Origin of the sequence: Hydrogenophaga intermedia (assembly GCF_000723405.1) — a bacterium.
Lineage (GTDB): Bacteria > Pseudomonadota > Gammaproteobacteria > Burkholderiales > Burkholderiaceae_C > Hydrogenophaga > Hydrogenophaga intermedia.
In genome coordinates, this window is the sequence record NZ_CCAE010000022.1 from 38,033 (window position 1) to 62,412 (window position 24,380).

The window sequence follows — 24,380 nt, forward strand, 5'->3', positions numbered from 1 at the left end:
CATGCACCGCCAGAGCTTCCCCGATCTGATCAGCGCCGCCGTGGCACCGTCCACGGCGGCCTGGCGCGACCCATTGGGTCTCCTGCTGGCCAGCACCGGTGAAGGCGTGTTCGGCGTGGACCTGGACGGCCTGTGCGTGTTCATCAACCACGCCGGCGCGCGCATGATCGGCTACGAGCCCGACGAGCTGCTGGGCAGCAACATGCACGAGTTGACCCACCACTCGCACGCGGATGGCGCGCCCTACCCGGTGGAAGACTGCCCCATCTTCAACGCCTTTCGCGCGGCCGAGCCCTGCCGCATCGACACCGAGGTGTTCTGGCGGCGCGACGGCAGCGCTTTTCCCGTCGAGTACAGCAGCCACCCCATCGTGGACGGTGGTCAGGTGCGCGGCGCGGTGGTCACCTTCATCGACATCACCGAGCGCCGCCGCGCCGCCGATGCGCTGCAGGCGGCCAAAGACGAACTCGAGGGCCGCGTGCGCGAGCGCACGCACGCGCTGGAAACCGCGCTCCGCCAGGTGCGCGAGCTCGCTGCGCGCAGCGAGGCCGTGCGAGAGGAAGAACGCACGCGCATCGCGCGCGAGGTGCACGACGAGTTGGGCAGCCTGCTGGTGGCCTTGAAGATGGACGTGAACTGGATGGACAAGCGTTTGTCCGAACAGGCGCGGCGCCAGCCCGAAGAGGCCGAGGGCATGCGCGAGCGCATGCGTTGCAAGTGCCAGAACATGAGCCGCCTCATCGAGAGCGCGGTCGACAACGTCGGGCGCATCATCACCGACCTGCGGCCCAGCATCCTCGACCACCAGGGCCTGTGGGCCGCGCTGGAATGGCAAGCGCAGGAGTTCGTGGCCAGCGCCGAGCTCGCGCTCGACTGGGACATGGCGGTGGACGGTGCACCCGAGCCGCCCGAACCGCTGGCCATCGCGGTCTTTCGCATCTTCCAGGAAATGCTCTCCAACGTGGGCCGCCACGCGCGGGCCCGTCGGATCGCCGTGCGCATCCGTCACCACGCCGGCCTGCTGCGCCTGTCCGTGCAGGACGATGGCGCCGGCGCTTCCCCCCAGGCCTTCGAGGCGGCCGACGCCTACGGCATCATGGGCATGCGCGAACGCGCGGGGCACTTCGGGGGCAAGATCCGTATCGAAAGCAGCCTGGGCCGCGGCACACACATGGAACTGTCCGTGGTGCTGACGCCCGGGGAGGTGACATGAACAGCCAATACAGCGAGGCCAGCCGCTTTGATCTGCTGGCCGACACCATCCGCGTGCTGATCGGGGACGACCACCGCATCGTGCGCGAAGGCCTCAAGCAGATCCTGGCCGACGCGCCCGACGTGAACGTGGTGGCCGAGGCGCAGAGCGGGGAAGAGGTGCTCCACCAGGTGCGCGCCCTCGGTGGCAACGAGGGCCTCGACCTCGTGCTGCTCGACGTGGCCATGCCCGGCATCGACGGCCTGGACGTGCTGCAGCGCCTGCGCAAGGAGCACCCGCACCTGCCCGTGCTCATGCTGAGCACCTACCCCGAGAAGCAGTACGCGGTGCGCTGCATCCGCCTGGGCGCCTGCGGCTACCTCAACAAGGGCGCCGACCCCGACGACATGCTGCTGGCCGTGCGCAAGTGCGCGGGTGGCGGGCGTTACCTCACGCCCGCCACCGCCGAGGCCCTGGCCGCCGCCGTGGGCAGTGGCGCCGCACAGGCCGGTCCCGAGGCGCTGTCGCACCGCGAGCATCAGGTGTACCGCCTGCTCACCCAGGGGCTCACCGTGAGCGAAATTGGTGCACGCCTCGGCCTGGCGTCCAACACGGTGAGCACCTACCGCGCGCGCGTCCTGGAAAAAACCGGCGCCAAGAACGACGTCGAGCTCGCGCTGTACGCCGAAAGGCACCGTTCGGGCGCTTGAGGCCTGTCCCCAGCGCTGGCTTGTAGGGGCAGCCCTACACGCCGTGGCGACAGCGCCCACGAATTCGCGCGCAGCCCTGCTGCGTCGCAGCAACTGGCCCGGCGCTTGCAATTCAACGCGCATCTCCAACTCACGAGGTGCGCCATGTCCGACTTCTTCGACCCGTACAACGCCGACAAGCCCCTGATGCTCAAGTGCAGCTGCGGGCGCGACCACACGGTGGCCGAACACCAGGCCGAGCAAGCGGCGAAGGACAGCGCCGCCGAACAGGCCGTGGCCACCTTGCGCGCGCGCAGCGAAACGCCCGAGTTCGAGGCCTACAGCCGCGAGTTCATCGAAGCCACCCTGGTGAAGGCCCTGTTCCCGCAGGACGCGGTGCGCCGCCGCTTCCTGCGCGCGGTCGGCAAGGGCACGGCCATGGCGGCGATTGCCAGCGTGCTGCCCATCGCCAGCCTGCAGGCCATGGCGCAGGAAAAGGGCAAGCTCGAGAAGACCAATCTGAAGATCGGTTTCATCCCGATCACCTGCGCCACGCCGCTGATCATGGCCCACCCACTGGGCTTCTACAGCAAGCAGGGCCTCAACGTCGAGGTGACCAAGACCGCGGGCTGGGCCCTGGTGCGCGACAAGATGATCAACAAGGAGTACGACGCCTCGCACTTCCTGTCGCCCATGCCCCTGGCCATCTCGCTCGGCCTGGGCAGCAACGCGGTGCCCATGAACGTGGCCACGGTGCAGAACATCAACGGCCAGGCCATCACCATGGCCCTCAAGCACAAGGACAACCGCGACCCGAAGAACTGGAAGGGCTTCAAGTTCGGCATCCCTTTCGAGTACTCGATGCACAACTTCCTGTTGCGCTACTACCTGGCCGAAAACGGGCTCAACCCCGACACCGACGTGCAATTGCGCGTGATCCCGCCGGCCGAGATGGTGGCCAACCTGCGCGCCGGCAACATCGATGGCTTCCTGGGCCCCGACCCCTTCAACCAGCGCGCCGTGTTCGAGGAGGTGGGCTTCATCCACGTGCTCACCAAGGACCTGTGGAACGGTCACCCCTGCTGCGCCTTCGGCACCAGCACCGAGTTCATCAAGCAGAACCCCAACACCTTCGCGGCCCTGTACCGCGCGGTGCTCAACGCCGCGGCCATGGCGCGCCAGCCCAAGAACCGCGAACTCATCGCCAAGGTGATCGCGCCCAGTCAGTACCTCAACCAGCCCGAGGCCGTGGTCACGCAGGTGCTCACCGGCCGTTTCGCCGACGGTCTGGGCAAGGTGCAGAACGTGCCTGAGCGCGCCGACTTCGATCCCATGCCCTGGCAGAGCATGGCCGTGTGGATGCTCACGCAGATGCAGCGCTGGGGCTACATCAAGGGCGAGGTGAACTACAACCAGATCGCCGAGCGCGTCTTCCTCATCACCGACGCGCGTAAGCACATGAAGGAGTTGGGCCAGGACTTCAAGGCCGGTCCGGGCTACGAGAAGCACACCATCATGGGCAAGGTGTTCGATCCGGCGAAGCCGGCCGAGTACCTGAAGAGCTTCAGCATCAGCAAGGCCGCCTGACATGAAAAGCGTGAGCCTCAACCTGCGCGCCGCGCTGGTCTCGCTGCTGCTGTTCGTTGTTTTCATCGGTGCCTGGCAGCTCGCCACGGGTGGAGGAGGCGCGGGTGCTGCCGCATCCAACCTCACACCCGAGGAGATCGAGTACGCCAAGATGATGGGCAAGGATCCCGAGGGCGGCGCTGCCAAGACCGGCGGCTTTCCGCCGCCGGTCGATGTGGCCAAGGCCAGTTGGGGCCACCTGTCCAACCCCTTCTACGACAACGGCCCCAACGACAAGGGCATCGGCATCCAGATCGCCCATTCGCTCGCGCGCGTGGGCCTGGGCTTCGTGCTCGCCATGCTGGTGGCCATCCCGCTGGGCTTTCTCATCGGCATGTCGCCGCTCATGCAGAAGGCGTTCGATCCCTTCGTGCAGGTCTTGAAGCCCATCAGCCCGCTGGCCTGGATGCCGCTGGCGCTCTACACGCTGAAAGACAGCAACGTCAGCGGCATCTTCGTCATCTTCATCTGCTCCATCTGGCCGATGCTGATCAACACCGCCTTCGGCGTGGCCTCGGTCAAACGCGACTGGCTCAACGTGGCCGCCACGCTGGAGGTGAACCCCCTGCGCAAGGCCTTCCTGGTGGTGCTGCCCGCGGCCGCGCCCACCATCCTCACCGGCATGCGCATCAGCATGGGCATCGCCTGGCTGGTCATCGTCGCGGCCGAGATGCTCGTGGGTGGCACCGGCATCGGCTACTTCGTCTGGAACGAGTGGAACAACCTCTCGCTCACCAACGTGATCTTCGCGGTGCTGGTCATCGGTGTCGTCGGCATGTTGCTGGACCTGATGTTCGCGCAGCTGCAAAAGGTGGTGACCTATGTGGAGTGACAGCCGGCAACAGGGCGCGGGCTTCGCCGCACCCGCAACGAAAGACAGTTCCATGAGTGCCCAGCCCCGCGCCTTCCTGCAGGTGGAGAACCTCGCCAAGGCCTACCAGGCCGACAAGCCCGTCTTCGCCGGCGTCGACTTCGGCATTCACAAGGGCGAGTTCGTCTGCATCATCGGCCACAGCGGCTGCGGCAAGACGACCATCCTCAACGTGCTCGCGGGCCTGGACACGGCCAGCGACGGCCACGCCTTCATGGACGGCCGCGAGATCGCCGGCCCCAGCCTGGAACGCGGCGTGGTCTTCCAGGGCCACGCGCTCATGCCCTGGCTCAGCGTGCGCCAGAACATCGCCTTCGCGGTGAAATCGCGCTGGCCCGAGTGGAAGAAAGCCGAGGTCGACGCGCAGGTCGAGAAGTACGTGGCCATGGTGGGCCTGAGCCAGGCCATCGACAAGAAGCCTTCGCAACTGTCGGGCGGCATGAAGCAGCGCGTGGGCATCGCGCGTGCCTTCGCCATCCAGCCCAAGATGCTGCTGCTCGACGAGCCCTTTGGCGCGCTGGACGCGCTCACGCGCGGCACCATCCAGGACGAGCTCATGAGCATCGTGCGCGAGACGCACCAGACGGTGTTCATGATCACCCATGACGTGGACGAGGCCATCCTGCTGGCCGACCGCATCCTCCTGATGAGCAACGGTGCCGACGTCAACGGCGCCTACAAGCCCGGCGGCCTGGCCGAGGTGGTGAGCAACACCCTGCCGCGCGAACGCACACGCGCCCAGTTGCACCACCTGGACGGCTACTACGAGCTGCGCAACCACATCGTCGACTTCCTCGTCTCTCGAGCGAAGGCGCATTGATCTCCCTTCCCCAACCCCTCACACACAACAGCAGAGGCAAACATGAGCCGCATCGAAGTCACCGAGAAGATCGTCTCCACCAAGGTCAGCAAGGGCCTGAAGTGGGAGGACGTCGCCAAGAAAGTCGGCAAGTCCAAGGAATGGACCACGGCCCTGTGCATGGGCCAAATGACCGCCACGCCCGAACAGGCCAAGGCGCTCGGCAAGATCTTCGGCCTGACGGCCGAAGAGCAGAAGTGGCTGCAGGTCGTGCCCTACAAGGGCTCATTGCCCACCAGCGTACCCACCGATCCGCTGATCTACCGCTTCTACGAACTGGTCAGCGTGTACGGCACCACCTTCAAGGAACTCATCCACGAAGAATTTGGCGACGGCATCATGAGCGCCATCGACTTCAAGATGGACATGAAGCGCGAGAAAGACCCCAACGGCGATCGCGTGAACATCGTGATGTCGGGCAAGTTCCTGCCTTACAAGCAGTACTGACCCCTGAACTTTCCTGCTTCGGCGGTTACTCACCGGCTCGTTTCCAACGAGCCGACATGTACTGCCGCACCCTCAAATACCGCGATCCCTACGGCCGCTTCTCCATCCTGGTGGAGGAGCAGCCCGATGGCTCGCTCAAGCTCTGGGAGTTCGACGTGCCGGGTGAACCGGCCCGTCGCCGCTACGTCATCGACAAGGTGACCGACAGCCTGGCCCGCGAGGGCCGGCAACTGCGCGTGGTGTGGGGCTCGGCGCGCGTGCAGCGCCGCAAGGCGGACGATCCGCTCTGGTCCTGACCCGCTCGAACCACTAAGCCGGCAGCGGAATCCACTCCTTGTCATCCCCCGGCGGCAAGGGGATCCGCCCCGCCGTCCAGTCCGCCTTGGCCTGTTCAATGCGCTCCTTGCGCGAGGACACGAAGTTCCACCACACGTGCCGCTCGCCCAGCGGCTCGCCGCCGAAGACCATCAGCGTGCTCGGCACCTGCGCGGTGATGAGCGCGTCGCGGTCGTCGCCGAACACCAGCAGTTGCCCCGGGCGGTAGACCTCGCCCGCGTGCTCGATCTCGCCGTGTGCCACGTACACCGCCTGCTCGCGGTGGCCGCCGGGCAGGGCCAGGCTGGCGCCGGCCTGCCATTCGGTGTGCAGGTAGAACAGCGGCGAGTGCGTGCGCACGGGGCTCGTCATGCCATAGGCCTCGCCCGCGATCAGGCGCATCCACACGCCGTCCTGCTCGCGCACGGGCAGGTCTTTCGCCGGGTAGTGGGTGAAGGCGGGCTCGGTCTCCTCGTCCTCGGTCGGCAGCGCCACCCAGAGCTGCATCAGCTCCAGCCCGCCGCCGGCGAAGGAGTCCGGGTGTGTGAAGCGCTCGCTGTGCGAGATGCCGCGCCCGGCGGTCATCCAGTTCACGTCACCAGGCACGATGGACTGCACCACGCCCAGGCTGTCGCGGTGCATCACCTGCCCGCTGAGCAGGTAGCTCACCGTGGACAGGCCGATGTGCGGGTGCGGGCGCACGTCGGCCGCGCTCGTGTCCTCGGGCGCCATCGTCACGGGGCCGGCGTGGTCCACGAAGATGAAGGGGCCGACCATGCGGCGTTTTGCGTAGGGCAGTACGCGCCGCACCGTCAGGCCGTGGCCCAGGTCGGCGGCGCGCGCGTCGATCACCATTTCCAGCATCGCGGGGTCTCCTGTCGTGTGTCCTTGTCGGACTTGGGTGCGGCCATTGTGTCCGCTGCCGGTGACACCGGCGCACAAGCCCCCGCGCCGCACTCATGGGCCGCTGGTCACTCCTGCGGCAGCAAGCGCCCCGCGATGGCCGCGGCCGCCGCGCGCGTCTCCACGCCCAGCTTCTCGAACACGTGCTCCAGGTGCTTGTTCACCGTGCGGTGGCTCATGCCCAGGATGTCGGCGATGTCGCGGTTGGTCTTGCCCTTGGCCAGCCACGACAGCACCTCGGTCTCGCGCGGCGTCAGCGCCACCTCGCGCAGGCGCTGCGCCGCGGCGGTGTTCAGCGGCGTCAGGCTAAGCAGCAGCATGGACTCGCCCAGGCTGCCCTGGCCCAGGTGGCGCGCGAGCAGGCGGCCCTGCGCGCCGTCGGCCTGGGCCGTGCCCTCGCGCCGCGCCGCAGCCAGCCAGTGCGTGGCCTGGGCCTGACCCGCGGCGTCGGCACCGAAGGCCTGGCCCAACCACACCATGGCCTGCGGCGAGCGCCAGGCCAGGCGGCCCAGCGAGTCCAGCACCACCGTGCCCAGGCCTGCCACGTCCACCGCCTCCTGCGCCAGGCGCGCCACGCGGGCGTTGCGCACGTGCGTGGCCAGGCGCGCCATCACCTCGGGAATGCGCAGCGGCTTCACCACGTAGTCCACCCCACCGCTGGCGAAGCCGCGCAGCAGCGGCTCGCTGTCGGACAGACCGGTCATGAAGAGCACCGGCACGTGCGACCAGGCCGGCGTTGATTTGATGCGCTGACACAGGTCAAAGCCGTCCATGCCGGGCATCACGGCATCGAGCAGCACGCCGTCGGGGATGGCCACTTCGAAGCGATCCAGCGCCTCCTGCGCGTCGCGCGCGGCCAGCACCACGTAGCCCTCGGCCACCAGCGCGTCGCCCAGCATGCGCAGGGTCTCCAGCGAATCGTCCACCACCAGCACCACAGGCTGGGTGGCCGCGGGCGGCGGCGTGTCAGACCAGGCTGTCATCGTCGGAATGCTCCTCGGTGTCTCTCAGGTATTCGATCAGGGTCTGGAAATCGAATCGGTCGGCGCAGGCCAGCAACAGCGCCAGCGTGGCCGCGTGCGCGGGCTCGGTGCCCTGGGCCTGCCACAGGCGCTGGCGCAGCGCCGCCGCCTGGCCTTGCCGCGCCAGGCGCTGCAGCTCCTCGCGCAGCGCGTCGGGCAGCGGCAGGCCGGGGCGCGGGCGCACCGCCTGCACGCTCGCGCCACTGGCGGGCACCTGTTCGGTCAGCCATTCCAGCGACAAGGCGTGGCTGAGCGCGTCCAGCAACTCGGCTTCGCTCATGGGTTTGGCGACGAAGCCCTGGTAGTCCAGGTCCTTGAAGGCCTCGGGCCGGTTGTCGATCAGGTTGGCCGACACGAACACGATGGGCAAGCGCGCAGACGGCAAGCGTTCGCGCACGGCGTGCGCGGTCTCCCAGCCGTCCAGGCCGTCCATGGTCAGGTCCAGCAGCAGCAGGTCGGGGGGGCTGTGCTCGATGATCTCCAGGCACTCCTGCCCGCTGGCGGCCTCGCGCACCAGAAAACCCAGCGGCACCAGAATGCTGGCGAGCAGTTGCCGGTGCAGCGGCTGGTCGTCCACCACCAGCACCGTGCGGCGCGGGCCCAGGTAGCCGGTCACCGCGCGCAGGGTGGAGGGGATCGGCAGCGGGTGCTGCGGGTCGGACGCGATGGGCGGCAGGTACAGGCGCAGGCTGAAGGTGCTGCCCTGGCCCGGCGCGCTCCTGAGCGTGAGGTCGCCGCCCATCATGTCGGTCAGCAGGTGGGTGATGGTCAGGCCCAGGCCGGTGCCCGAATCGCGCGCGCGCCGCCCGGCCGCGCCGCGCTCGTAGGGCAGAAAGATGCGCTTCTGGTCCTGCTCGGCAATGCCGATGCCGGTGTCCACCACGTCGATGCGCGCCACCTGCTGGCGAAAGTCCAGCCGCAACGTCACCTCGCCCTCGTCGGTGAAGCGCACCGCATTGCTCAGCAGGTTGATGAGGATCTGGCGCAGGCGCTTGGCGTCGGCGCGCACCCAGGCGGGCAGCTCGCCCTGGCGCTGCACCGTGAAGCGCAGGCCCTTGGCCTCGGCCTGCGGGCGCACCATGCGCTCCACGTCTTCCAGCAACTGCGGCAGGGGCAGGGGCACGGAGTCGAGCTTGAGGCGCCCGGCCTCGATGCGCGCGAGGTCCAGCGAACCGTCGATCAGCGCGTGCATGTGCTGGCCGCTGCGCTGCATGGTGGCGATGGTCTCGCGCACCCACACCGAGATGTCGCTGTTCTTCTGCAGGATCTGCGCGTAGCCCAGGATGCTGGTGAGTGGCGTGCGCAGCTCGTGCGTCATGCCCGCCACGTAGCGCGTCTTGGCCTGGCTGGCGGCCTCGGCGCGGTCGCGCGCGGACTGCAGCTCGGCGTCCGTTCGCTGGTGCGCCTCGATCTCGCGCATCAGCAACTGCGTCTGGCGCTCCGACTCGTCTTGCGCCATGCGGCGGCTGTCGGTGGTCAGCACCACCCACCACGAACACACCGCCGCGAACAGCACCAGGAAGGCGTAGATCTTGAGGAAGGGCAACTCCAGCGCGGCGCTCAGGCCATGCAGGCTTTCCTGCGCGTACACCATGCCGATCAGCAGGCCCATGATCGCGCTGATGGACAGCCACACCACCAGGAACTGGCCGGCGCGAAAGTTCACCCGCGCCATCACGCCCTGCGGCAGCACCTGCGACAGCCAGCCGCGCACCTGGTCGATGGCGCGCGAGTTGGTCTTGCAGCGGTCGTGGCAGCGCGATTCGAGCGAGCAGCACAGCGAGCAGATCGGCGCGCGGTAGGCCGGGCAACTGGCCATGTCTTCCGATTCGAACGGGTTCTCGCACACCGCGCAGCGCACGATCTGCCCCGGCCACCACTCGGTGGACGGCTCGCGCGCGAGGTAGTAGCGCCCGCCCGTGGCCCAGGCCAGCAGCGGCGACAGCAGCAGCGACAGGCCCAGCGCGATGAAGGGCGAGAAGGCCGCGGCGACTTCGCCCATGAGGCCACCGTAGGCCAGACTGGCCACCAGCGCCGCGATGCTCATCGAGCCCATGCCGACCGGGTTGAAGTCGTACAGGTAGGCGCGGCGGAACTCGATGCCCTTGGGGCTCAGGCCCAGGGGCTTGTTGATGATCAGATCGGCCACCAGCGCGCCCACCCAGGCGATGGCCACATTGCTGTACACGCCCAGCACCTTCTCGATGCCGGCGAACACGCCCAGCAGCATCAGCAGCGTGGCGATGGATACGTTGAACACCAGCCACACCACGCGCCCGGGGTGGCTGTGCGTGACCCGCGCGAAGAAGTTGCTCCAGGCCAGCGAGCCCGCGTAGGCGTTGGTCACGTTGATCTTGATCTGCGCCAGGATCACGAACACCACCGTCATGATCACCGCCAGCCCCGGGTGGCCCACCGCTTCGGTGAAGCCGGCCAGGAACATCTGCGTGGGCTCGGCCGTGCGCTCGGGGTCCACCTCGAACTGCATGGCGGCGAAGGCCAGAAACGCGCCGCCCACCATCTTGAGCATGCCCATCACGATCCAGCCCGGCCCGGGAATCAGCACCGCCAGCCACCAGCGCAAACGGTTCTTCGCCGTGCGCTCGGGCATGAAGCGCAGGAAGTCCACCTGCTCGCCGATCTGCACCACCAGCGAGAAGATCACCGCGGCCGCCGCGCCGAACATCAGCGGCTCGAAGCCGCTGCTGCCCGAGCGCAGGCCGCTGAGGCTGCCGAAGTCGCGGTACATCTGTGGCTGCGACAGCGCGATCCAGACGAAGGGCAGCAGCAGCAGGAACAGGTAGAGCGGCTGCGTCCAGGCCTGCAGGCGCGAGATCAGCGTGATGCCCTTCATGGCCAGCGGGATCGCCACCACCGCCGAGATCAGGTAGCACACCGGCAGCGGCCAGTCGGTGGCCAGTTGCAGCGCCAGCGCCATGATCACCGCCTCGATGGCGAAGAAGATGAAGGTGAACACCGCGTAGATCAGCGAGGTGATCGTCGAGCCCAGGTAGCCGAAGCCCGCGCCGCGCGTCAGCAGGTCCATGTCCAGCCCGTGGCGCGCCGCGTAGTAGGCGATGGGCAGGCCGGTGAAGAAGATGATCAGGCCCACCACCAGGATCGCCCACATGGCGTTGGCGAAGCCGTAGTTCACCGCGATGGCGCCGCCGATCGCCTCCAGCGCCAGGAACGACAGCGAGCCGAAGGCGGTGTGGCCCACGCGCCACTCGCTCCACTTGCGAAAGCTGCGCGGCGCATAGCGCAGCGCGTAGTCCTCCATGGTCTCGTCGGCCACCCACGAGTTGTATTCGCGACGGAAGCGAAAGATCTTCTGCGCGGTGATGGGGGGCGCGGCGGGCTCGGGCGGCTGCATGTCCAGGCCCTAACAAGATCCGTACCCACCCCCTCGGCGCGTGTGCGTACCCCACCTACGTTATTTGACTTATGGGCCCGATGGGGGGTTCTCCCTAGGCTTCGCTCCAGTCGGCACATCGCCGGTTTTCACCGCCCCAAACCGCCAGGAGCCCTTGATGAAGCACCAACCCGATCCGAACGACGTTTCCCCGGAAACCCCCGAAGCCAGCCGCCGCCGCGTGCTGCAGATGCTGGGCGCCGCCGGCCTGGCCGGCCTGCCCACGTGGAGCTTCGGCCAGCCCACCGCGCAGGTGAACACCACCAAGCTGGCCGTCACCGACACCGAGGTCACCGTCGGTCAGTTGCACTCGTCCACCGGCACCATGGCCATCTCGGAGACGGGCTCCATCCAGGCCGAGCAGCTCGCCATCGACCAGATCAACGCCATGGGCGGCATCCTGGGCCGCAAGATCAAGGTCATCAAGGAAGACGGCGCCTCCGACTGGCCCACCTTCGCCGAGAAGTCCAAGAAGCTGCTCATCAACGACCGCTGCGCCGCCGTCTTCGGCTGCTGGACCAGCGCCTCGCGCAAGGCCGTGCTGCCGGTGTTCGAGAAAGAGAACGGCCTGCTGTACTACCCCACCTTCTACGAAGGCCTGGAGCAGTCGAAGAACGTGATCTACACCGGCCAGGAAGCCACGCAGCAGATCCTCTACAGCCTGGACTGGGCGCAGAAGGAGAAGAAGGCCAAGACCTTCTTCCTCATCGGCTCCGACTACATCTGGCCGCGCACCTCCATGAAGATCGCGCGCAAGCACATCGAGGCCTTCCAGAAGGGCAAGGTCGTCGGCGAGGAGTACTACCCGCTGGGCAGCACGAACTTCGGTTCGCTGATGAACAAGATCAAGCTGCAGAAGCCCGACGTGATCTTTGCCGCCGTGGTGGGTGGCTCCAACGTGGCCTTCTACAAGGCGCTCAAGGCGGCCGGCATCACCGGTGACAAGCAGACCCTGGTGACCCTGTCGGTGACCGAGGACGAGATGACCGGCGTGGGCGGCGAAAACTTCAAGGGCTTCTACTCGTCCATGAAGTATTTCCAGTCGCTGGAGAACGAGAACAACAAGAAGTTCGTGGCCGCCTTCAAGGCCAAGTACGGCAAGGACGCCGTCATCGGCGACGTGACGCAGGCCGGCTACCTGGGCCCCTGGCTGTGGAAGGCCGCGGTCGAGAAGGCCAAGAGCTTCGACGTCGACAAGGTGGTCGCCGCCTCGGAGACCGGCATCGAGCTCAAGGACGCGCCCGAGGGCTACGTGAAGCTCGACCCCAACCACCACCTCTGGAGCAAGTCGCGCATCGCGATGGGCATGCCGGACGGCACGTTCAAGGTGGTGTCGGAGTCGCCCGAGCTGATCAAGCCTGACCCCTTCCCCAAAGGCTACCAGTAAGTCCTGCGGCACCCATCTGTCTGGAGATCCCTCATGAGTTTCAACGACCTGCTCAACATCGGCGTCATGCAGGGCTTCGCGGGCCTGAGCCTGTTCGCGGTGCTGCTGCTCATGGGGCTGGGCCTGGCCATCATCTTCGGGCAGATGGGCGTGATCAACATGGCGCATGGCGAGTTCATGACCATCGGCGCCTACACCATCTTCCTCGGCTCCACCCTGGCCGAGGCGATCAGCCCCGGCGCGGTGGCGGCCTACTTCCCCTTCGCCATCGTCGCCGCCTTCGTCTTCGCCTTCATCGCCGGCTGGATCGTCGAGTGGGCGCTGATCCGCCACCTCTACAAGCGCCCGCTGGACACGCTGCTGGCCACCTGGGGCATCAGCCTGGCGCTGCAGCAATGCTTTCGCACCTTCATCGGCCCCAAGGAAGTGAGCCCCACGCTGCCCGAGTGGCTGATGGGTTCCTGGGCGCCCACCGAAGGCCTGGACATTCCCATCAACGGCCTGTTCGTGCTCGCGCTCACGGCGGTGGTCACGGGCGGCGTGCTGCTGGCCCTGCACCGAAGCCGCTGGGGCCTGCGGGTGCGCGCCACCGTCAGCAACCGCGTCATGGCCAACGCCATCGGCATTGACACGAAGAAGACCGACCGCCTCACCTTCGCCATCGGCTGCGGCATCGCGGGCGTGGCTGGCGCGGCCTTCACCACCATCGGCTCCACCGGCCCCACCTCGGGCTCGCTCTACATCGTCGACGCCTTCCTGGTCGTCACCTTCGGTGGCGCGGCCAGTCTGCTGGGCACCGTGGTCTCGGCCTTCGGCATCGCGCAGACCCAGTCCATCACCGAGTTCTTCCTGGCCGGCTCCATGGCCAAGGTGCTCACGCTCTCGCTCATCGTCGTGATCCTGATGCTGCGTCCGCAAGGCCTCTTCGCCTCCAAGGTCCGCCGCTGATTTCTTCGCCTTCCGGAGCCCGCTCATGAACACCTTGAAAGCCTGGATCACCCGCTACCAGCTCGCCAGCCTGGTGCTGCTCACCGTGCTGCTGGCGGTGGTGCTGCCGCTGTCGCTGGACATCTTCCGCCTCAATCTGGTGGGCAAATACCTCACCTACGCCTTCGTGGCCATCGGTCTGGTAATGCTGTGGGGCTACGGCGGCGTGCTCAGCCTGGGGCAGGGCGTGTTCTTCGGCCTGGGCGGCTACGCCATGGCCATGTTCCTCAAGCTCGAGGCGTCCGACCCCGAGAGCACCAAGATCCAGTCCACGCCGGGCATCCCCGACTTCATGGACTGGAACCAGATCACCGAGCTGCCCTCGTTCTGGTTGCCGTTCAAGAGCTTTCCCTTCGCGCTGGCGGCCGTCATCGTGGTGCCCACGCTGCTGGCCTGGCTGATCGGCTTCGCCATGTTCAAGCGGCGCGTGGGCGGCGTGTACTTCGCCATCATCACGCAGGCCGTGGCGCTCATCCTCACCGTGCTCATCATCGGCCAGCAGGGCTACACGGGCGGCGTCAACGGCATGACCGACCTGAAGACCCTGATGGGCTGGGACACGCGCACCGACAGCGCCAAGTACATCCTGTACTTCGTGTGCGTGGGCCTGCTGGTGCTGGCCATCGTGGCCTGCCGCTGGGTGCAGACCAGCAAGCTCGGCACCCTGCTGCTGGCCATGCGCGACAAGGAAGACCGGGTGCGTTTCTCGGGCTACGACGTGGCCGACTTCCGCATCTTCGTGTACTGCCTGGCGGCCGCGCTCTCGGGCATCGGCGGCGCGCTGTTCACGCTGCAGGTGGGCTTCATGTCGCCCAGCTTCGTGGGCATCGTGCCCTCCATCGAAATGGTCATCTACGCCGCGGTGGGCGGGCGCATGAGCCTGGTGGGCGCGGTCTACGGCGCGCTGCTGGTCAATGCGGGCAAGACCTTCTTCTCCGAGAGCTTCCCCGACCTGTGGCTGTTCCTCATGGCCGCGCTGTTCATCGGCGTGACCATGGCCTTCCCCATGGGCCTGGCGGGTCTGTGGGAGAGCCGCATCCTGCCCTGGTGGAAGGGCCGCCGCACGGCGCTGCGCGAGGCCGCGGCCTCGCGCCCGCAACCGCCGTCACCACCGCCGCAGGCGCCGCACAAGCCCGTGGCCTCCACGGCCGAGGTGACGCTGCCCGAGGGCACCAGCGGCCAGAGCGTCTGATCAGGAGCACACCATGAGCAGCACCGACTTCGCCCTCGCCGTGGAAGACCTCACGGTCTCCTTCGACGGCTTCAAGGCCATCGACGACCTCACCCTCTACGTCGACAAGAACGAACTGCGCGTGATCATCGGCCCCAACGGCGCCGGCAAGACCACGCTGCTGGACCTGATCTGCGGCAAGACCAAGGCCAGCGGCGGCAGCATCAAGTTCAAGAACGAGGAGATCCTGCAGATCCCGGAGCACAAGCGCGTGCGCCTGGGCATCGGCCGCAAGTTCCAGACACCCTCCATCTACGAGAACCTCTCGGTGCTGCAGAACCTGGAGGTGTCCTACCCCTCGGGCCGTTCGGTGTGGGGCGCGCTGGCCTTCAAGGCCACGCCCGACATCAGCGCGCGCGTGCAGGCCGTGGCCGCCGAGATCGGCCTGAGCGACAAGCTCGACACCGAGGCCGGCCTGCTTTCTCACGGACAGAAGCAGTGGCTGGAGATCGGCATGCTGCTGATGCAGGAGCCCGAGCTGCTGATGCTCGACGAGCCCATCGCCGGCATGAGCGCCAAGGAGCGCGACCTCACCGCCGAGCTGCTGCACCGCATCTGCCAGAACCGCGCCGTGATCGTGATCGAGCACGACATGGACTTCGTCAAGAAGATCGCGCACAAGGTCACCGTCATGCACCAGGGAAAAATCCTCGCCGAGGGTCCGATGGAGCAGGTGCAGGCCGATCCCAAGGTCATCGACGTTTACCTCGGCCATTGAAGGAGCGACGCACATGCTGCAAGTCAAGGACCTCGTCGTCGCCTATGGCCAGAGCCAGGCGCTGCACGGCATCAGCTTCGAGGCGCGCGAGAACGAGGCGGTGGCCATCATGGGCCGCAACGGCATGGGCAAGACCACGCTGTTCAAGAGCCTCATGGGTGTGCTGCCCACCAAGAGCGGCCACGTCAGCGTCGCGGGCCAGGACGTGACGCGCGACGAGAGTTTTCGCCGCGTGGCCAAGGGCCTGGCCTACGTGCCGCAAGGGCGCATGGTCTTTCCCACGCTGACGGTGGAAGAGAACATCCAGACCGGCCTGGAGAACGCGAAGGACAAGACGATCCCGCAGGAGATCTACGCGCTGTTTCCCGTGCTGTGGGACATGCGCCGCCGCAAGGGCGGCAACCTCTCCGGCGGTCAGCAGCAACAGCTGGCGATCGCGCGCGCGCTCGTCACCAACCCCAAGGTGCTGCTGCTCGACGAGCCCACCGAAGGCATCCAGCCGTCCATCATCAAGGACATCGCCAAGGCGCTCAACGAGATCCGCAAGATGCGAAAGATCACCATCGTGGTCTCCGAGCAGGTGCTCTCGTTCGCCATGGACGTTGCCGACCGCCTGTTCGTCATCGAAGGCGGGCGCCTGGTGCACGAGACCGAGCGCGCCAACACCGACCAGCAGCGCATCAAGGCCTACCTGTCGGTCTGAGCGCCTTCCCCCCAACCGATTCCCTTCCACCCAGGAGCACAAGCCATGCCCGACACCCTCATCAAGGTCGACCTCTCGCAACCCGCGCCGTCCAACGAACTGGTGCACAACCGCTGGCACCCCGACATCCCCATGGCCTGCTGGGTCAACCCGGGCGACGACTTCGTGCTCGAGACCTACGACTGGACGGGCGGCTTCATCCAGAACAACGACAGCGCCGACGACGTGCGCGACATCGACCTCACCACCGTGCACTACCTCAGCGGCCCGGTGGGCGTGAAGGGTGCCGAGCCCGGCGACCTGCTGGTGGTGGACCTGCTCGACATCGGCGCCAAGGACGACAGCCTCTGGGGCTTCAACGGCTTCTTCAGCAAGAAGAACGGCGGCGGCTTCCTCACCGAGCATTTCCCCCAGGCGCAGAAGTCCATCTGGGACTTCCACGGCATGTTCACCACCTCGCGCCACGTGCCCGGCGTCAAGTACGCGGGCCTCATCCACCCCGGCCTCATCGGCTGCCTGCCCGATCCGAAGATGCTGGAGACCTGGAACACGCGCGAGCAGGCGCTGATCGATTCCGACCCCGCCACCAGCGGCCTGGCCAACCCGCCCTTTGCCGGCACCGCGCACATGGGCAAGCTCAGCGGCGATGCACTGAAGAAGGCGGCGGCCACCGGCGCGCGCACCGTGCCGCCGCGCGAACACGGCGGCAACTGCGACATCAAGGATCTCTCGCGCGGCTCGAAGATCTTCTTCCCCGTCTACGTGGACGGCGCGGGCCTGTCCGTGGGCGACCTGCACTTCAGCCAGGGCGACGGCGAGATCACCTTCTGCGGCGCCATCGAGATGGCCGGCTGGGTGCACATGAAGGTGCAGATCATCAAGGGCGGCATGGCCAAGTACGGCATCAAGAACCCGATCTTCAAACCCAGCCCCATCAAACCCACCTACGACGACTACGTCATCTTCGAAGGCATCAGCGTCGACGAGAGCGGCAAGCAGTACTACCTGGACGTGAACGTGGCCTACCGCCAGGCCTGCCTCAACGCCATCGAGTACCTCAAGAAGTTCGGCTACTCGGGCGCGCAGGCCTACTCCATCCTCGGCACGGCGCCGGTGCAGGGCCACATCAGCGGCGTGGTCGACGTGCCCAATGCGTGCGCCACGCTGTGGCTGCCCACGCAGATCTTCGACTTCGACATCAACCCGAACGCGAGCGGGCCGATCAAGCACATCGACGGCTCGATCCAGATGCCGCTCTCACCGGACCTCTGACAGCGCGGAGCCGCCCATGCCGACCTACGACTACGCCTGCCCGGCCTGCGGCGGCTTCGATGCCTACCGCTCGCTGAGCGAGCGCAACGAGCCGGCGCATTGCCCCGACTGCGGCACCGCCTCGCCGCGCGTGTTCGCCACCGCGCCGCGCCTGGCGCTCATGGACGGCGCCACGCGCACGGCGATGGGCATCAACGAGCGCGCGCGGCACGAGCCGAAACGCTCGGGCGACTACGCGCGCCTGAAGCACCCCGCGGGCTGCGGCTGCTGCAGCCCCGGGCGCAGCAAGGCCACCGTCACCGCGCCGAACGGCGCCAAGGCGTTTCCCTCGAAGCGCCCCTGGATGATCAGTCACTGAGCGGCAGGGTCACCACCACCGTGCTGTGCTCGGCCAGCCGGCGCGGGTCGCCGTGGGCTTCGATGCGCAGGCCCAGTTCACCGCGCGGGCCGTCCAGTTCGTTGAGCAGGTGGCCAACGGGGATGGTGCAGTCCCATGAGCCCGCGTCGCGCGGCCCGCAGCTCACGGGCCGGTTCAGCGGCGCCGGTGCGCCCGGGCCGGTGCGCACGAAGGGGAACACCTGGACCTGCGACAGGCGCTCCGTGGCGATGAAGCTCAGCCGCAGGTGCTGCGCCTGGCGCACCAGTTGCGTGGGCGTGACGCCGAACACCACGAAGGGCGCGTCGTTGGAGAGGTAGTCGGTCTTCGATGGCCAGCCATCGAGCGTCGACTCCGCGCCGCTCGGGCCGCTGGCCAGGCCGGCCGCGAGCAACACCGTGCCCGCCAGGCCGCTTGCCGTTTTGCCCATGCCTGTCTCCTGCTGTCGTTCTGAGCGCATTCTGGTCGCGCCACCCCATACGTCAATCAACGTATCCCCGAGGGCGGGGCGGCTGCCCACAATGAACCCGCTTCCGCCCAACCGCTTTCACGAGGATTGCAGCCATGATGCACGGCGACATTTCGAGCAGCCAGGACACCGTCGGCGTGGCCGTCGTCAATTACAAGATGCCGCGCCTGCACACCAAGGCCGAGGTGCTGGACAACGCGCGCAAGATCGCCGACATGGTGGTCGGCATGAAGCAGGGCCTGCCCGGCATGGACCTGGTGATCTTCCCGGAGTACAGCACGCACGGGATCATGTACGACGCGAAGGAGATGTACGAGACCGCGTCCACCGTGCCCGGCGCCGAGACCGAGATCTTTGCCCAGGCCTGCCGCCAGGCCAAGGTGTGGGGCGTGTTCTCGCTCACCGGCGAACAGCACGAGGAGCACCCGTACAAGGCGCCCTACAACACGCTCATTCTGATGAACGACCAGGGCGAGATCGTGCAGAAGTACCGCAAGATCATGCCCTGGGTGCCCATCGAAGGCTGGTACCCCGGCAACTGCACCTACGTGAGCGAAGGCCCCAAGGGCCTGAAGGTCAGCCTGATCATCTGCGACGACGGCAACTACCCCGAGATCTGGCGCGACTGCGCCATGAAGGGGGCCGAGCTCATCGTGCGCTGCCAGGGCTACATGTACCCCGCCAAGGACCAGCAGGTGCTGATGGCCAAGGCCATGGCCTGGGCCAACAACAGCTACGTGGCCGTGGCCAACGCCTCGGGCTGGGACGGCGTCTACAGCTACTTCGGGCACAGCGCGATCATCGGCTTCGACGGCCGCACCTTGGGCGAGTGCGGCGAAGAGGACTACGGCGTGCAATACGCGGCGCTGTCGAAAAGCCTGATCCGCGACTTTCGCAAGAACGCGCAGAGCGAGAACCACCTGTTCAAGCTGCTGCACCGCGGCTACACGGGGATGATCAACTCACAAGAGGGCGACAAGGGCGTGGCCGCCTGCCCCTACGAGTTCTACGGCAAGTGGGTGAACGACCCCGAAGGCACGCAGAAGGCGGTGGAAGCCATCACGCGGCCCATGGTGGGCACCGAGGAATGCCCGATCGAGGGCATTCCGAACCCGGCCACCGCGGGCCACCGCTGAGCGTGTCGTCCACCGACCCGCTGGCCGACTGGCGCCTCGCCGAGGAGCCCTTCTACCAGCCGGTGGGCGAGGAGATCGCGGGCTTCGAGGCCGCGCGCGCCGCGCGCCTGCCGGTGCTGCTCAAGGGCCCCACGGGCTGCGGCAAGACGCGCTTCGTCGAGCACATGGCCTGGCGGCTGAAGCTGCCGCTGGTGACCGTGGCCTGCCACGAGGACCTGAGCGCCGGCGACCTGGCGGGCCGCTGGCTGCTCGATGGCGAGGGCACGCGCTGGATGGACGGCCCGCTGGCCCTGGCCGCGCGGCACGGCGCGCTGTGCTACCTGGACGAGCTGATGGAGGCGCGCGCCGACACCACCGTGCTGCTTCACCCGCTGGCCGACACGCGCCGCGCGCTGCCACTGGAGCGCCACGGCGAGCTGTTGCACGCGCACCCCGATTTCCAGCTCGTGGTCAGCTACAACCCCGGCTACCAGGGCCTGCACCGTGAGCTCAAGCCCTCCACGCGGCAGCGCTTCGTGGCGCTGGGCTTCGACTACCCCGAGCCCGAGGTGGAGGCCGCCATCGTGGCGCGCGAGGGCGGTGTCGATGCCGAACTTGCCATGCGCCTGGTGCGGCTCGCTGTCCGCACGCGCCGCCTGCGAGAGGAGGGCCTGGACGAGGGCGCGTCCACCCGCATGCTGGTGCACGCGGCGCTGTTGCACCGTGCGGGACTGCCGGTTCGCGCGGCGGCGCGGCAGTCCATCGCCGACCCCCTGAGCGACGACCCGCAGCTCGCGCCCAGCCTGCGTGCGCTGGTGGACGCGAGTTTCTGAACCATGGCCGCGTCGGCCGACCTGCCGGGCCAGGTGCGCGCCCTGGCCCATGCGCTGTGGGGCGAACCCTGGCGTGTGGAGGTGCGCGCGGGGCCGGCCGAGGCGACGCAGCGCGCGGTGCTCGAGTTCGGCGCGGGGGCGGATGCGGTGCTGCACCTGCCCACGTGGGCCACGCCGGGGCTGGCCCTGGCCATGGCAGCCCACGCTGCCGCGCACCGTCGCTTCGGCGGTGAGCCGCAAGCGCGCGCGGGGCTCAAGCCCGTGCAACAGGCCCTGCTGGGCGTGCTGGAAGACGCCCGCGTGGAATGGCTTGCCCTGCGGGAGTTGGCCGGCCTGCGCGCCGTGTGGTGGCCCTTCCACGCCGAGGCCGCCGCGCGCCGGGGCAGTGGATTCGAGGAGCTGCTCGCGCGCCTCGCGGCCAGCCTGTTGCAACCCGATCACGAGGACCCGCACGCCTGGGTCGCCAAGGTGCGGCGGGTGTTCTTCGCGTCGGACGGCAGTCTCGCGCTCGACACGCCGGCCCGCGTGCGCGAGGCCGCCTCGGTGCTGGGCCACGACATCGGCCAGATGCGCCTGCCCTTCAATTCGCGCACCTACACCGTCTCGGCGCGCTACCGGGACGACAACAGCCACCTCTGGCAAGCCGACGACGAGCCGCCGCGCGACGAGGCGCCGCTGCACGCCGACGCCGCACCGCCCACCGACGACGCGCCGGCGGCCTCACCCACGCCGATCGCGCCCGAGCCCGACGCCGTCTACCCCGAGTGGGACCACCGCATCGGGCGCTACCGGCCCGACTGGTGCCGCGTGTTCGGCGGTGAACCGCGCGTGGGCGAGGGCGCGCCCATGGCGCCGGCCGCGCCACGCCACCTGCAACGCCGGCTCGCCCACCTGAGCCGGCAGCGTCGCGCGGGCGGCGGGCGCAGCGCCGATGGTGACGACCTGCACCCCGCCGCAGCGGTGGAGGCGCGGCTCGACCGCCTTGCGGGCCTCACGCCCGAGGCGCGCGTGTACCGCACGCCGCAGCGACCCGCGCCGCCGCTGGCCGTGCTGCTCCTGCTCGACGCCTCGGCCTCCACGCATGGCGAGCCGCTGGCGCAACTGGAGCGGGGCGCCCTGGCCAGCGCCCAGGCCTTGCGCGCGCTGGGCCACCGCAGCGCCGTGTGGGCCTTCTCCAGCCGGGGCCGTCAGCGCATCGACATGCCCTGCCTGCGCCACTGGGACGACGTGTCGGTCTCCGCCCCGAGGCCAGCCTTGCGCGCGGGCGGCTCCACGCGCATGGGCGCCGCGCTGCGACACGCCCTGCACCTGAGCGCGCTCGACCAGCGCCGCCACCCGGGGCGCCGGCGCCTGATCGTGCTGCTGAGCGACGGCGAGCCACACGATGTGGATGTGCACGACCCCGCGTACCTGCCGGCCGACCTGCAACGCGCCGCGCGCGAGGCCGCCGCGCACGGCGTGGGCGTGCGCGCGCTGGTGCTGGCGCCCGGCGAGCCGGCCACGCTGGCGGCCGCCCTGGGGCGCGCCCACGTGCGGGCCTGCCGCTCATCGGCGCACTGGCCCGCCGCCGTGGCCGCCTTGCTGGCCCAAGCCCCTCACTGAGGCGCGCGCGCCGTCGCTGGGCGACAATCCCCGCCCCATGCAACTGAGCGAACTGCGCCAACGCCTCACCGCCCTCGGGGCCGGGCCGCTGCATGCGCAGCGCGTGCTGCGCCATTGGGTGTACGCCCTGCCGGCCGACGCCGGCCGGCGCAAGCCCGAACACCACTTTCCCAAGGCCCTGTTCGAAGCCCTGCCCGCGCTGCGCGACGAACTCGCGGGCCTGGCGCGCCTGCAGGCCGAGCACCCGGGCGAAGACGGCTCGGCCCGCCTGCTCGTCGCCCTGCGCGACGGCCAGACCGTGGAGAGCGTGCGCCTGCCGCGCGGCGGCCTGTGCGTGTCCACGCAGGTCGGTTGTGCCGTGGGCTGCGCCTTCTGCATGACCGGCACCGGCGGTCTGATCCGCCAGATCGGCAGCGCCGAAATCGTGGCCCAGGTGGCGCTGGCGCGCGCGGGCCGGCCGGTGGACAAGGTGGTGTTCATGGGCATGGGCGAGCCCGCGCACAACCTCGACGCCGTGCTCGATGCCATCGAACTGCTCGGCACCGTGGGCGGCATCGGCCACAAGAACCTGGTGTTCTCCACGGTGGGCGACGAGCGCGCCTTCGACGCGCTGCCGCGCGGCGCGGTGAAGCCCGCGCTGGCCTTGTCGCTGCACACCACCAAGCCCGAGTTGCGTGAACACCTGCTGCCGCGCGCGCCGCGCCTCACGCCGCAGGCGTTGGTGGAGCGCGCCGACGCCTACGCCCGCGCCACCGGCTACCCGGTGCAATACCAGTGGACCCTGCTCGACGGCGTGAACGACGGCGACGACGAAGTCGAGGGCATCGTGCGCCTGCTGGGCGGGCGCTACGGCGTGCTCAACCTCATCCCCTACAACGCCGTCGACGGCCTGCCGTTCCAGCGCCCCGCGTGGGAAAAAGCAGCCGACATCGCCCGCCGCCTGCACCGCCAGGGCATCCTCACCAAGCTGCGCCACTCGGCGGGGCAGGACGTTGACGCCGGTTGCGGGCAGTTGCGGGCGCGGTCGCTGGAGACGGGGGAGCGGGTGGTGGCGGTGCGGCGCGCGCGCTCGCCGCTCAGTGCAGCGTGAGCGGCATCGACGTCGTCTTCACCCGCACCACCGCCGCACGCGGCACATAAGGCGCGGGCGCCGCGCCACAGATGTCGGCCGCGATGGCGCGTGCCTGGCGCGCGATGGGCTCGATGTAGCGGCTGGGCTGGCCATCGATGGCGATGCAGTCACCGAGCGCATGGATGCGGTCCACGCTGGTGCGCAGGTTGTGCGGGGTCACGCGGATGCCGTTGTCCCAGGCCAGGCCCGCGCTGAGCGCCAGGCGGTTGGGTGTGTGCAGGCCGGCGGCCACCACCACCTCGTCGGCCGCGAAGCGCTGGCCGTTGGCGGTGGTGAGGCGGTAGCGCTCGCCCACGCGCTCCAGGGATTGCACCTGTACGCCGCCCACGAAGCGGATGCTGAGGTCGCGCCAGGCGTCCAGCAATTGCTCGCCCACGCCCAGGTCCTGCCAACGGGCTAGGGGTTGCTCGCAGGTGTCGATCAGCGTGACGCGGTGGCCGCCGATGGCGAGGTCGTTGGCGAGTTCGCTGCCGATGAGGCCGGCGCCGACGATGAGCACTTCGCGCGGCGCATCGCCCAGGCGCGCGCGCAGGCGCTGGTAAGCGGCCAGGTGGTTCACGCGCCAGCACAGCTCGGGCGCCAGGCCCTCGGGCAGGCGTGGGCTGGCGCCGTGCGCCAGCACCAGGTGCGCGTAGCGCAGGTTGCCGCGCGTGGTGCGCAGGGTGCGGGTGTCGGGGCAGATGCGGATCGCGTCGGTGTGCGCGAGCAGGCGCACGCCCAGGCGCGCGGCCGCGTCGGCGCCGCGCTCGCGCACCAGCGCGTCGTTGGCCAGGCCGCGGGCCATGGCCACGGACAGCAGGGGCTTGTCGTAGACGTCACCCGCGCACTGGCTCACCAGGGTGATGGGCAGCGTGGGACTGAGTGCGCGCAGGGCCTCGGCGGTCTGCCAGCCCGCGCGGCCCGCGCCGACGATCACCACACCCGGCTCACCCCCGCGCGCGGCGACGGACACGGCATCGGCGCGCTCGCGCAGGGCCGACAGATCGGGCGCTTCGTACAGGCGGAAGTCGGCCTTCGTCACGCCGCACAGCGGGCAGGCCCAGTCGTCCGGGATGTCCTCGTAGCGCGTGCCGGGCGGCAGGCCACCGTCGGGGTCGCCCTGGGCTTCGTCGTAGACGTAGCCGCAGGCCTCGCACAGGTACTGGCGGTACGGCGCCAGCGCGCGCGCGGCCTGCGCCAGGGGTGTGGGGGTTGGCATGGTTGCGTTCACCGGATGACC

Annotated in this window: 23 protein-coding genes; 18 read left to right on the plus strand and 5 right to left on the minus strand. The window is 68.7% G+C overall.

Annotated features, from left to right (window positions below; translation table 11 throughout):
* Window position 1: 1 nt before the first annotated feature.
* From BN948_RS13860 to BN948_RS13890, 7 genes are all read left to right on the plus strand, one after another.
* Window positions 2-1,213, plus strand: coding sequence for a sensor histidine kinase (locus BN948_RS13860; RefSeq protein WP_009515096.1), 1,212 nt, complete (start codon window positions 2-4; stop codon window positions 1,211-1,213).
* On the plus strand, window positions 1,210-1,902 hold the full coding sequence (locus BN948_RS13865; protein ID WP_009515095.1) for a response regulator: 693 nt from the start codon (window positions 1,210-1,212) through the stop codon (window positions 1,900-1,902). Before BN948_RS13860 ends, BN948_RS13865 begins: the two co-directional genes overlap by 4 nt.
* A gap of 144 nt (window positions 1,903-2,046) precedes the next feature.
* Window positions 2,047-3,468: a CmpA/NrtA family ABC transporter substrate-binding protein gene (locus BN948_RS13870; RefSeq protein WP_009515094.1), complete on the plus strand. Its 1,422-nt coding sequence runs from the start codon at window positions 2,047-2,049 to the stop codon at window positions 3,466-3,468.
* Between the two features lies 1 nt (window position 3,469).
* Window positions 3,470-4,339, plus strand: coding sequence for a nitrate ABC transporter permease (gene ntrB, locus BN948_RS13875; protein ID WP_009515093.1), 870 nt, complete (start codon window positions 3,470-3,472; stop codon window positions 4,337-4,339).
* Complete coding sequence (locus BN948_RS13880) at window positions 4,329-5,198, plus strand: ABC transporter ATP-binding protein (RefSeq protein ID WP_009515092.1); 870 nt, start codon at window positions 4,329-4,331, stop codon at window positions 5,196-5,198. The genes ntrB and BN948_RS13880 overlap by 11 nt, the downstream gene beginning before the upstream one ends.
* A gap of 42 nt (window positions 5,199-5,240) precedes the next feature.
* On the plus strand, window positions 5,241-5,684 hold the full coding sequence (gene cynS, locus BN948_RS13885) for a cyanase (RefSeq protein WP_009515091.1): 444 nt from the start codon (window positions 5,241-5,243) through the stop codon (window positions 5,682-5,684).
* 56 nt (window positions 5,685-5,740) lie between these two features.
* Entirely contained in the window at window positions 5,741-5,980 is a 240-nt protein-coding gene (locus BN948_RS13890) for a hypothetical protein (RefSeq protein WP_009515086.1), read from the plus strand.
* Between the two features lie 13 nt (window positions 5,981-5,993).
* Here the strand turns inward: BN948_RS13890 and BN948_RS13895 are convergent, their stop codons facing one another.
* The 3 genes from BN948_RS13895 to BN948_RS13905 form a co-directional block, all read right to left on the minus strand.
* Window positions 5,994-6,863, minus strand: a complete 870-nt coding sequence (locus BN948_RS13895) for a pirin family protein (RefSeq protein WP_009515085.1) — start codon at window positions 6,861-6,863, stop codon at window positions 5,994-5,996.
* 107 nt (window positions 6,864-6,970) lie between these two features.
* Window positions 6,971-7,885: a response regulator transcription factor gene (locus tag BN948_RS13900; RefSeq protein WP_009515084.1), complete on the minus strand. Its 915-nt coding sequence runs from the start codon at window positions 7,883-7,885 to the stop codon at window positions 6,971-6,973.
* A complete protein-coding gene (locus BN948_RS13905; RefSeq protein ID WP_035622165.1) occupies window positions 7,869-11,297 on the minus strand; it encodes a hybrid sensor histidine kinase/response regulator in 3,429 nt (1,142 codons plus the stop codon). The genes BN948_RS13900 and BN948_RS13905 overlap by 17 nt, the downstream gene beginning before the upstream one ends.
* 157 nt (window positions 11,298-11,454) lie before the next feature.
* Here BN948_RS13905 and urtA point away from each other — a divergent pair, with 157 nt between their 5' ends.
* Genes urtA through BN948_RS13940 form a run of 7 tightly spaced genes read left to right on the plus strand, consistent with a single transcriptional unit; the run spans window position 11,455 to window position 17,992 of the window.
* On the plus strand, window positions 11,455-12,723 hold the full coding sequence (urtA, locus tag BN948_RS13910) for an urea ABC transporter substrate-binding protein (RefSeq protein WP_009515082.1): 1,269 nt from the start codon (window positions 11,455-11,457) through the stop codon (window positions 12,721-12,723).
* Window positions 12,724-12,756: 33 nt separating this feature from the next.
* Window positions 12,757-13,671: an urea ABC transporter permease subunit UrtB gene (urtB, locus tag BN948_RS13915; RefSeq protein WP_009515081.1), complete on the plus strand. Its 915-nt coding sequence runs from the start codon at window positions 12,757-12,759 to the stop codon at window positions 13,669-13,671.
* Between the two features lie 25 nt (window positions 13,672-13,696).
* Window positions 13,697-14,902, plus strand: a complete 1,206-nt coding sequence (gene urtC / locus BN948_RS13920) for an urea ABC transporter permease subunit UrtC (protein WP_009515080.1) — start codon at window positions 13,697-13,699, stop codon at window positions 14,900-14,902.
* A gap of 13 nt (window positions 14,903-14,915) precedes the next feature.
* Window positions 14,916-15,659 carry an urea ABC transporter ATP-binding protein UrtD gene (gene urtD / locus BN948_RS13925; protein WP_009515079.1) on the plus strand — a complete coding sequence of 248 codons (744 nt, stop codon included), beginning with the start codon at window positions 14,916-14,918 and terminating at the stop codon, window positions 15,657-15,659.
* A 13-nt stretch (window positions 15,660-15,672) separates the two neighbouring features.
* Window positions 15,673-16,362, plus strand: a complete 690-nt coding sequence (gene urtE, locus BN948_RS13930; protein ID WP_009515077.1) for an urea ABC transporter ATP-binding subunit UrtE — start codon at window positions 15,673-15,675, stop codon at window positions 16,360-16,362.
* A 45-nt stretch (window positions 16,363-16,407) separates the two neighbouring features.
* Window positions 16,408-17,634 (plus strand): formamidase, encoded by a 1,227-nt coding sequence (gene fmdA, locus BN948_RS13935; protein ID WP_009515076.1) that lies wholly within the window; start codon window positions 16,408-16,410, stop codon window positions 17,632-17,634.
* Between the two features lie 16 nt (window positions 17,635-17,650).
* A complete protein-coding gene (locus BN948_RS13940; RefSeq protein ID WP_009515074.1) occupies window positions 17,651-17,992 on the plus strand; it encodes an FmdB family zinc ribbon protein in 342 nt (113 codons plus the stop codon).
* On the opposite strand, the gene BN948_RS13945 is transcribed toward BN948_RS13940, so the two are convergent.
* Window positions 17,982-18,440: a hypothetical protein gene (locus tag BN948_RS13945; protein ID WP_009515073.1), complete on the minus strand. Its 459-nt coding sequence runs from the start codon at window positions 18,438-18,440 to the stop codon at window positions 17,982-17,984. The genes BN948_RS13940 and BN948_RS13945 overlap by 11 nt on opposite strands.
* 134 nt (window positions 18,441-18,574) lie before the next feature.
* On the opposite strand from BN948_RS13945, the gene BN948_RS13950 reads away from it, so the two are divergent.
* From BN948_RS13950 to BN948_RS13965, 4 genes are read left to right on the plus strand one after another with little or no spacing between them, the layout of a single operon-like run.
* Window positions 18,575-19,615, plus strand: coding sequence for an aliphatic amidase (locus BN948_RS13950; protein WP_009515071.1), 1,041 nt, complete (start codon window positions 18,575-18,577; stop codon window positions 19,613-19,615).
* The gene (locus BN948_RS13955) at window positions 19,567-20,427 is read left to right on the plus strand and encodes a CbbQ/NirQ/NorQ/GpvN family protein (protein WP_009515067.1); all 861 of its coding nucleotides are present in this window, start codon (window positions 19,567-19,569) and stop codon (window positions 20,425-20,427) included. Before BN948_RS13950 ends, BN948_RS13955 begins: the two co-directional genes overlap by 49 nt.
* 3 nt (window positions 20,428-20,430) lie before the next feature.
* Window positions 20,431-22,029 (plus strand): VWA domain-containing protein, encoded by a 1,599-nt coding sequence (locus BN948_RS13960; RefSeq protein WP_009515066.1) that lies wholly within the window; start codon window positions 20,431-20,433, stop codon window positions 22,027-22,029.
* Window positions 22,030-22,066: 37 nt separating this feature from the next.
* Window positions 22,067-23,119: an RNA methyltransferase gene (locus BN948_RS13965; RefSeq protein WP_009515065.1), complete on the plus strand. Its 1,053-nt coding sequence runs from the start codon at window positions 22,067-22,069 to the stop codon at window positions 23,117-23,119.
* Here the strand turns inward: BN948_RS13965 and BN948_RS13970 are convergent.
* A complete protein-coding gene (locus tag BN948_RS13970) occupies window positions 23,106-24,359 on the minus strand; it encodes an FAD-dependent oxidoreductase (protein ID WP_236953885.1) in 1,254 nt (417 codons plus the stop codon). The genes BN948_RS13965 and BN948_RS13970 overlap by 14 nt on opposite strands.
* Window positions 24,360-24,380 lie beyond the last annotated feature (21 nt).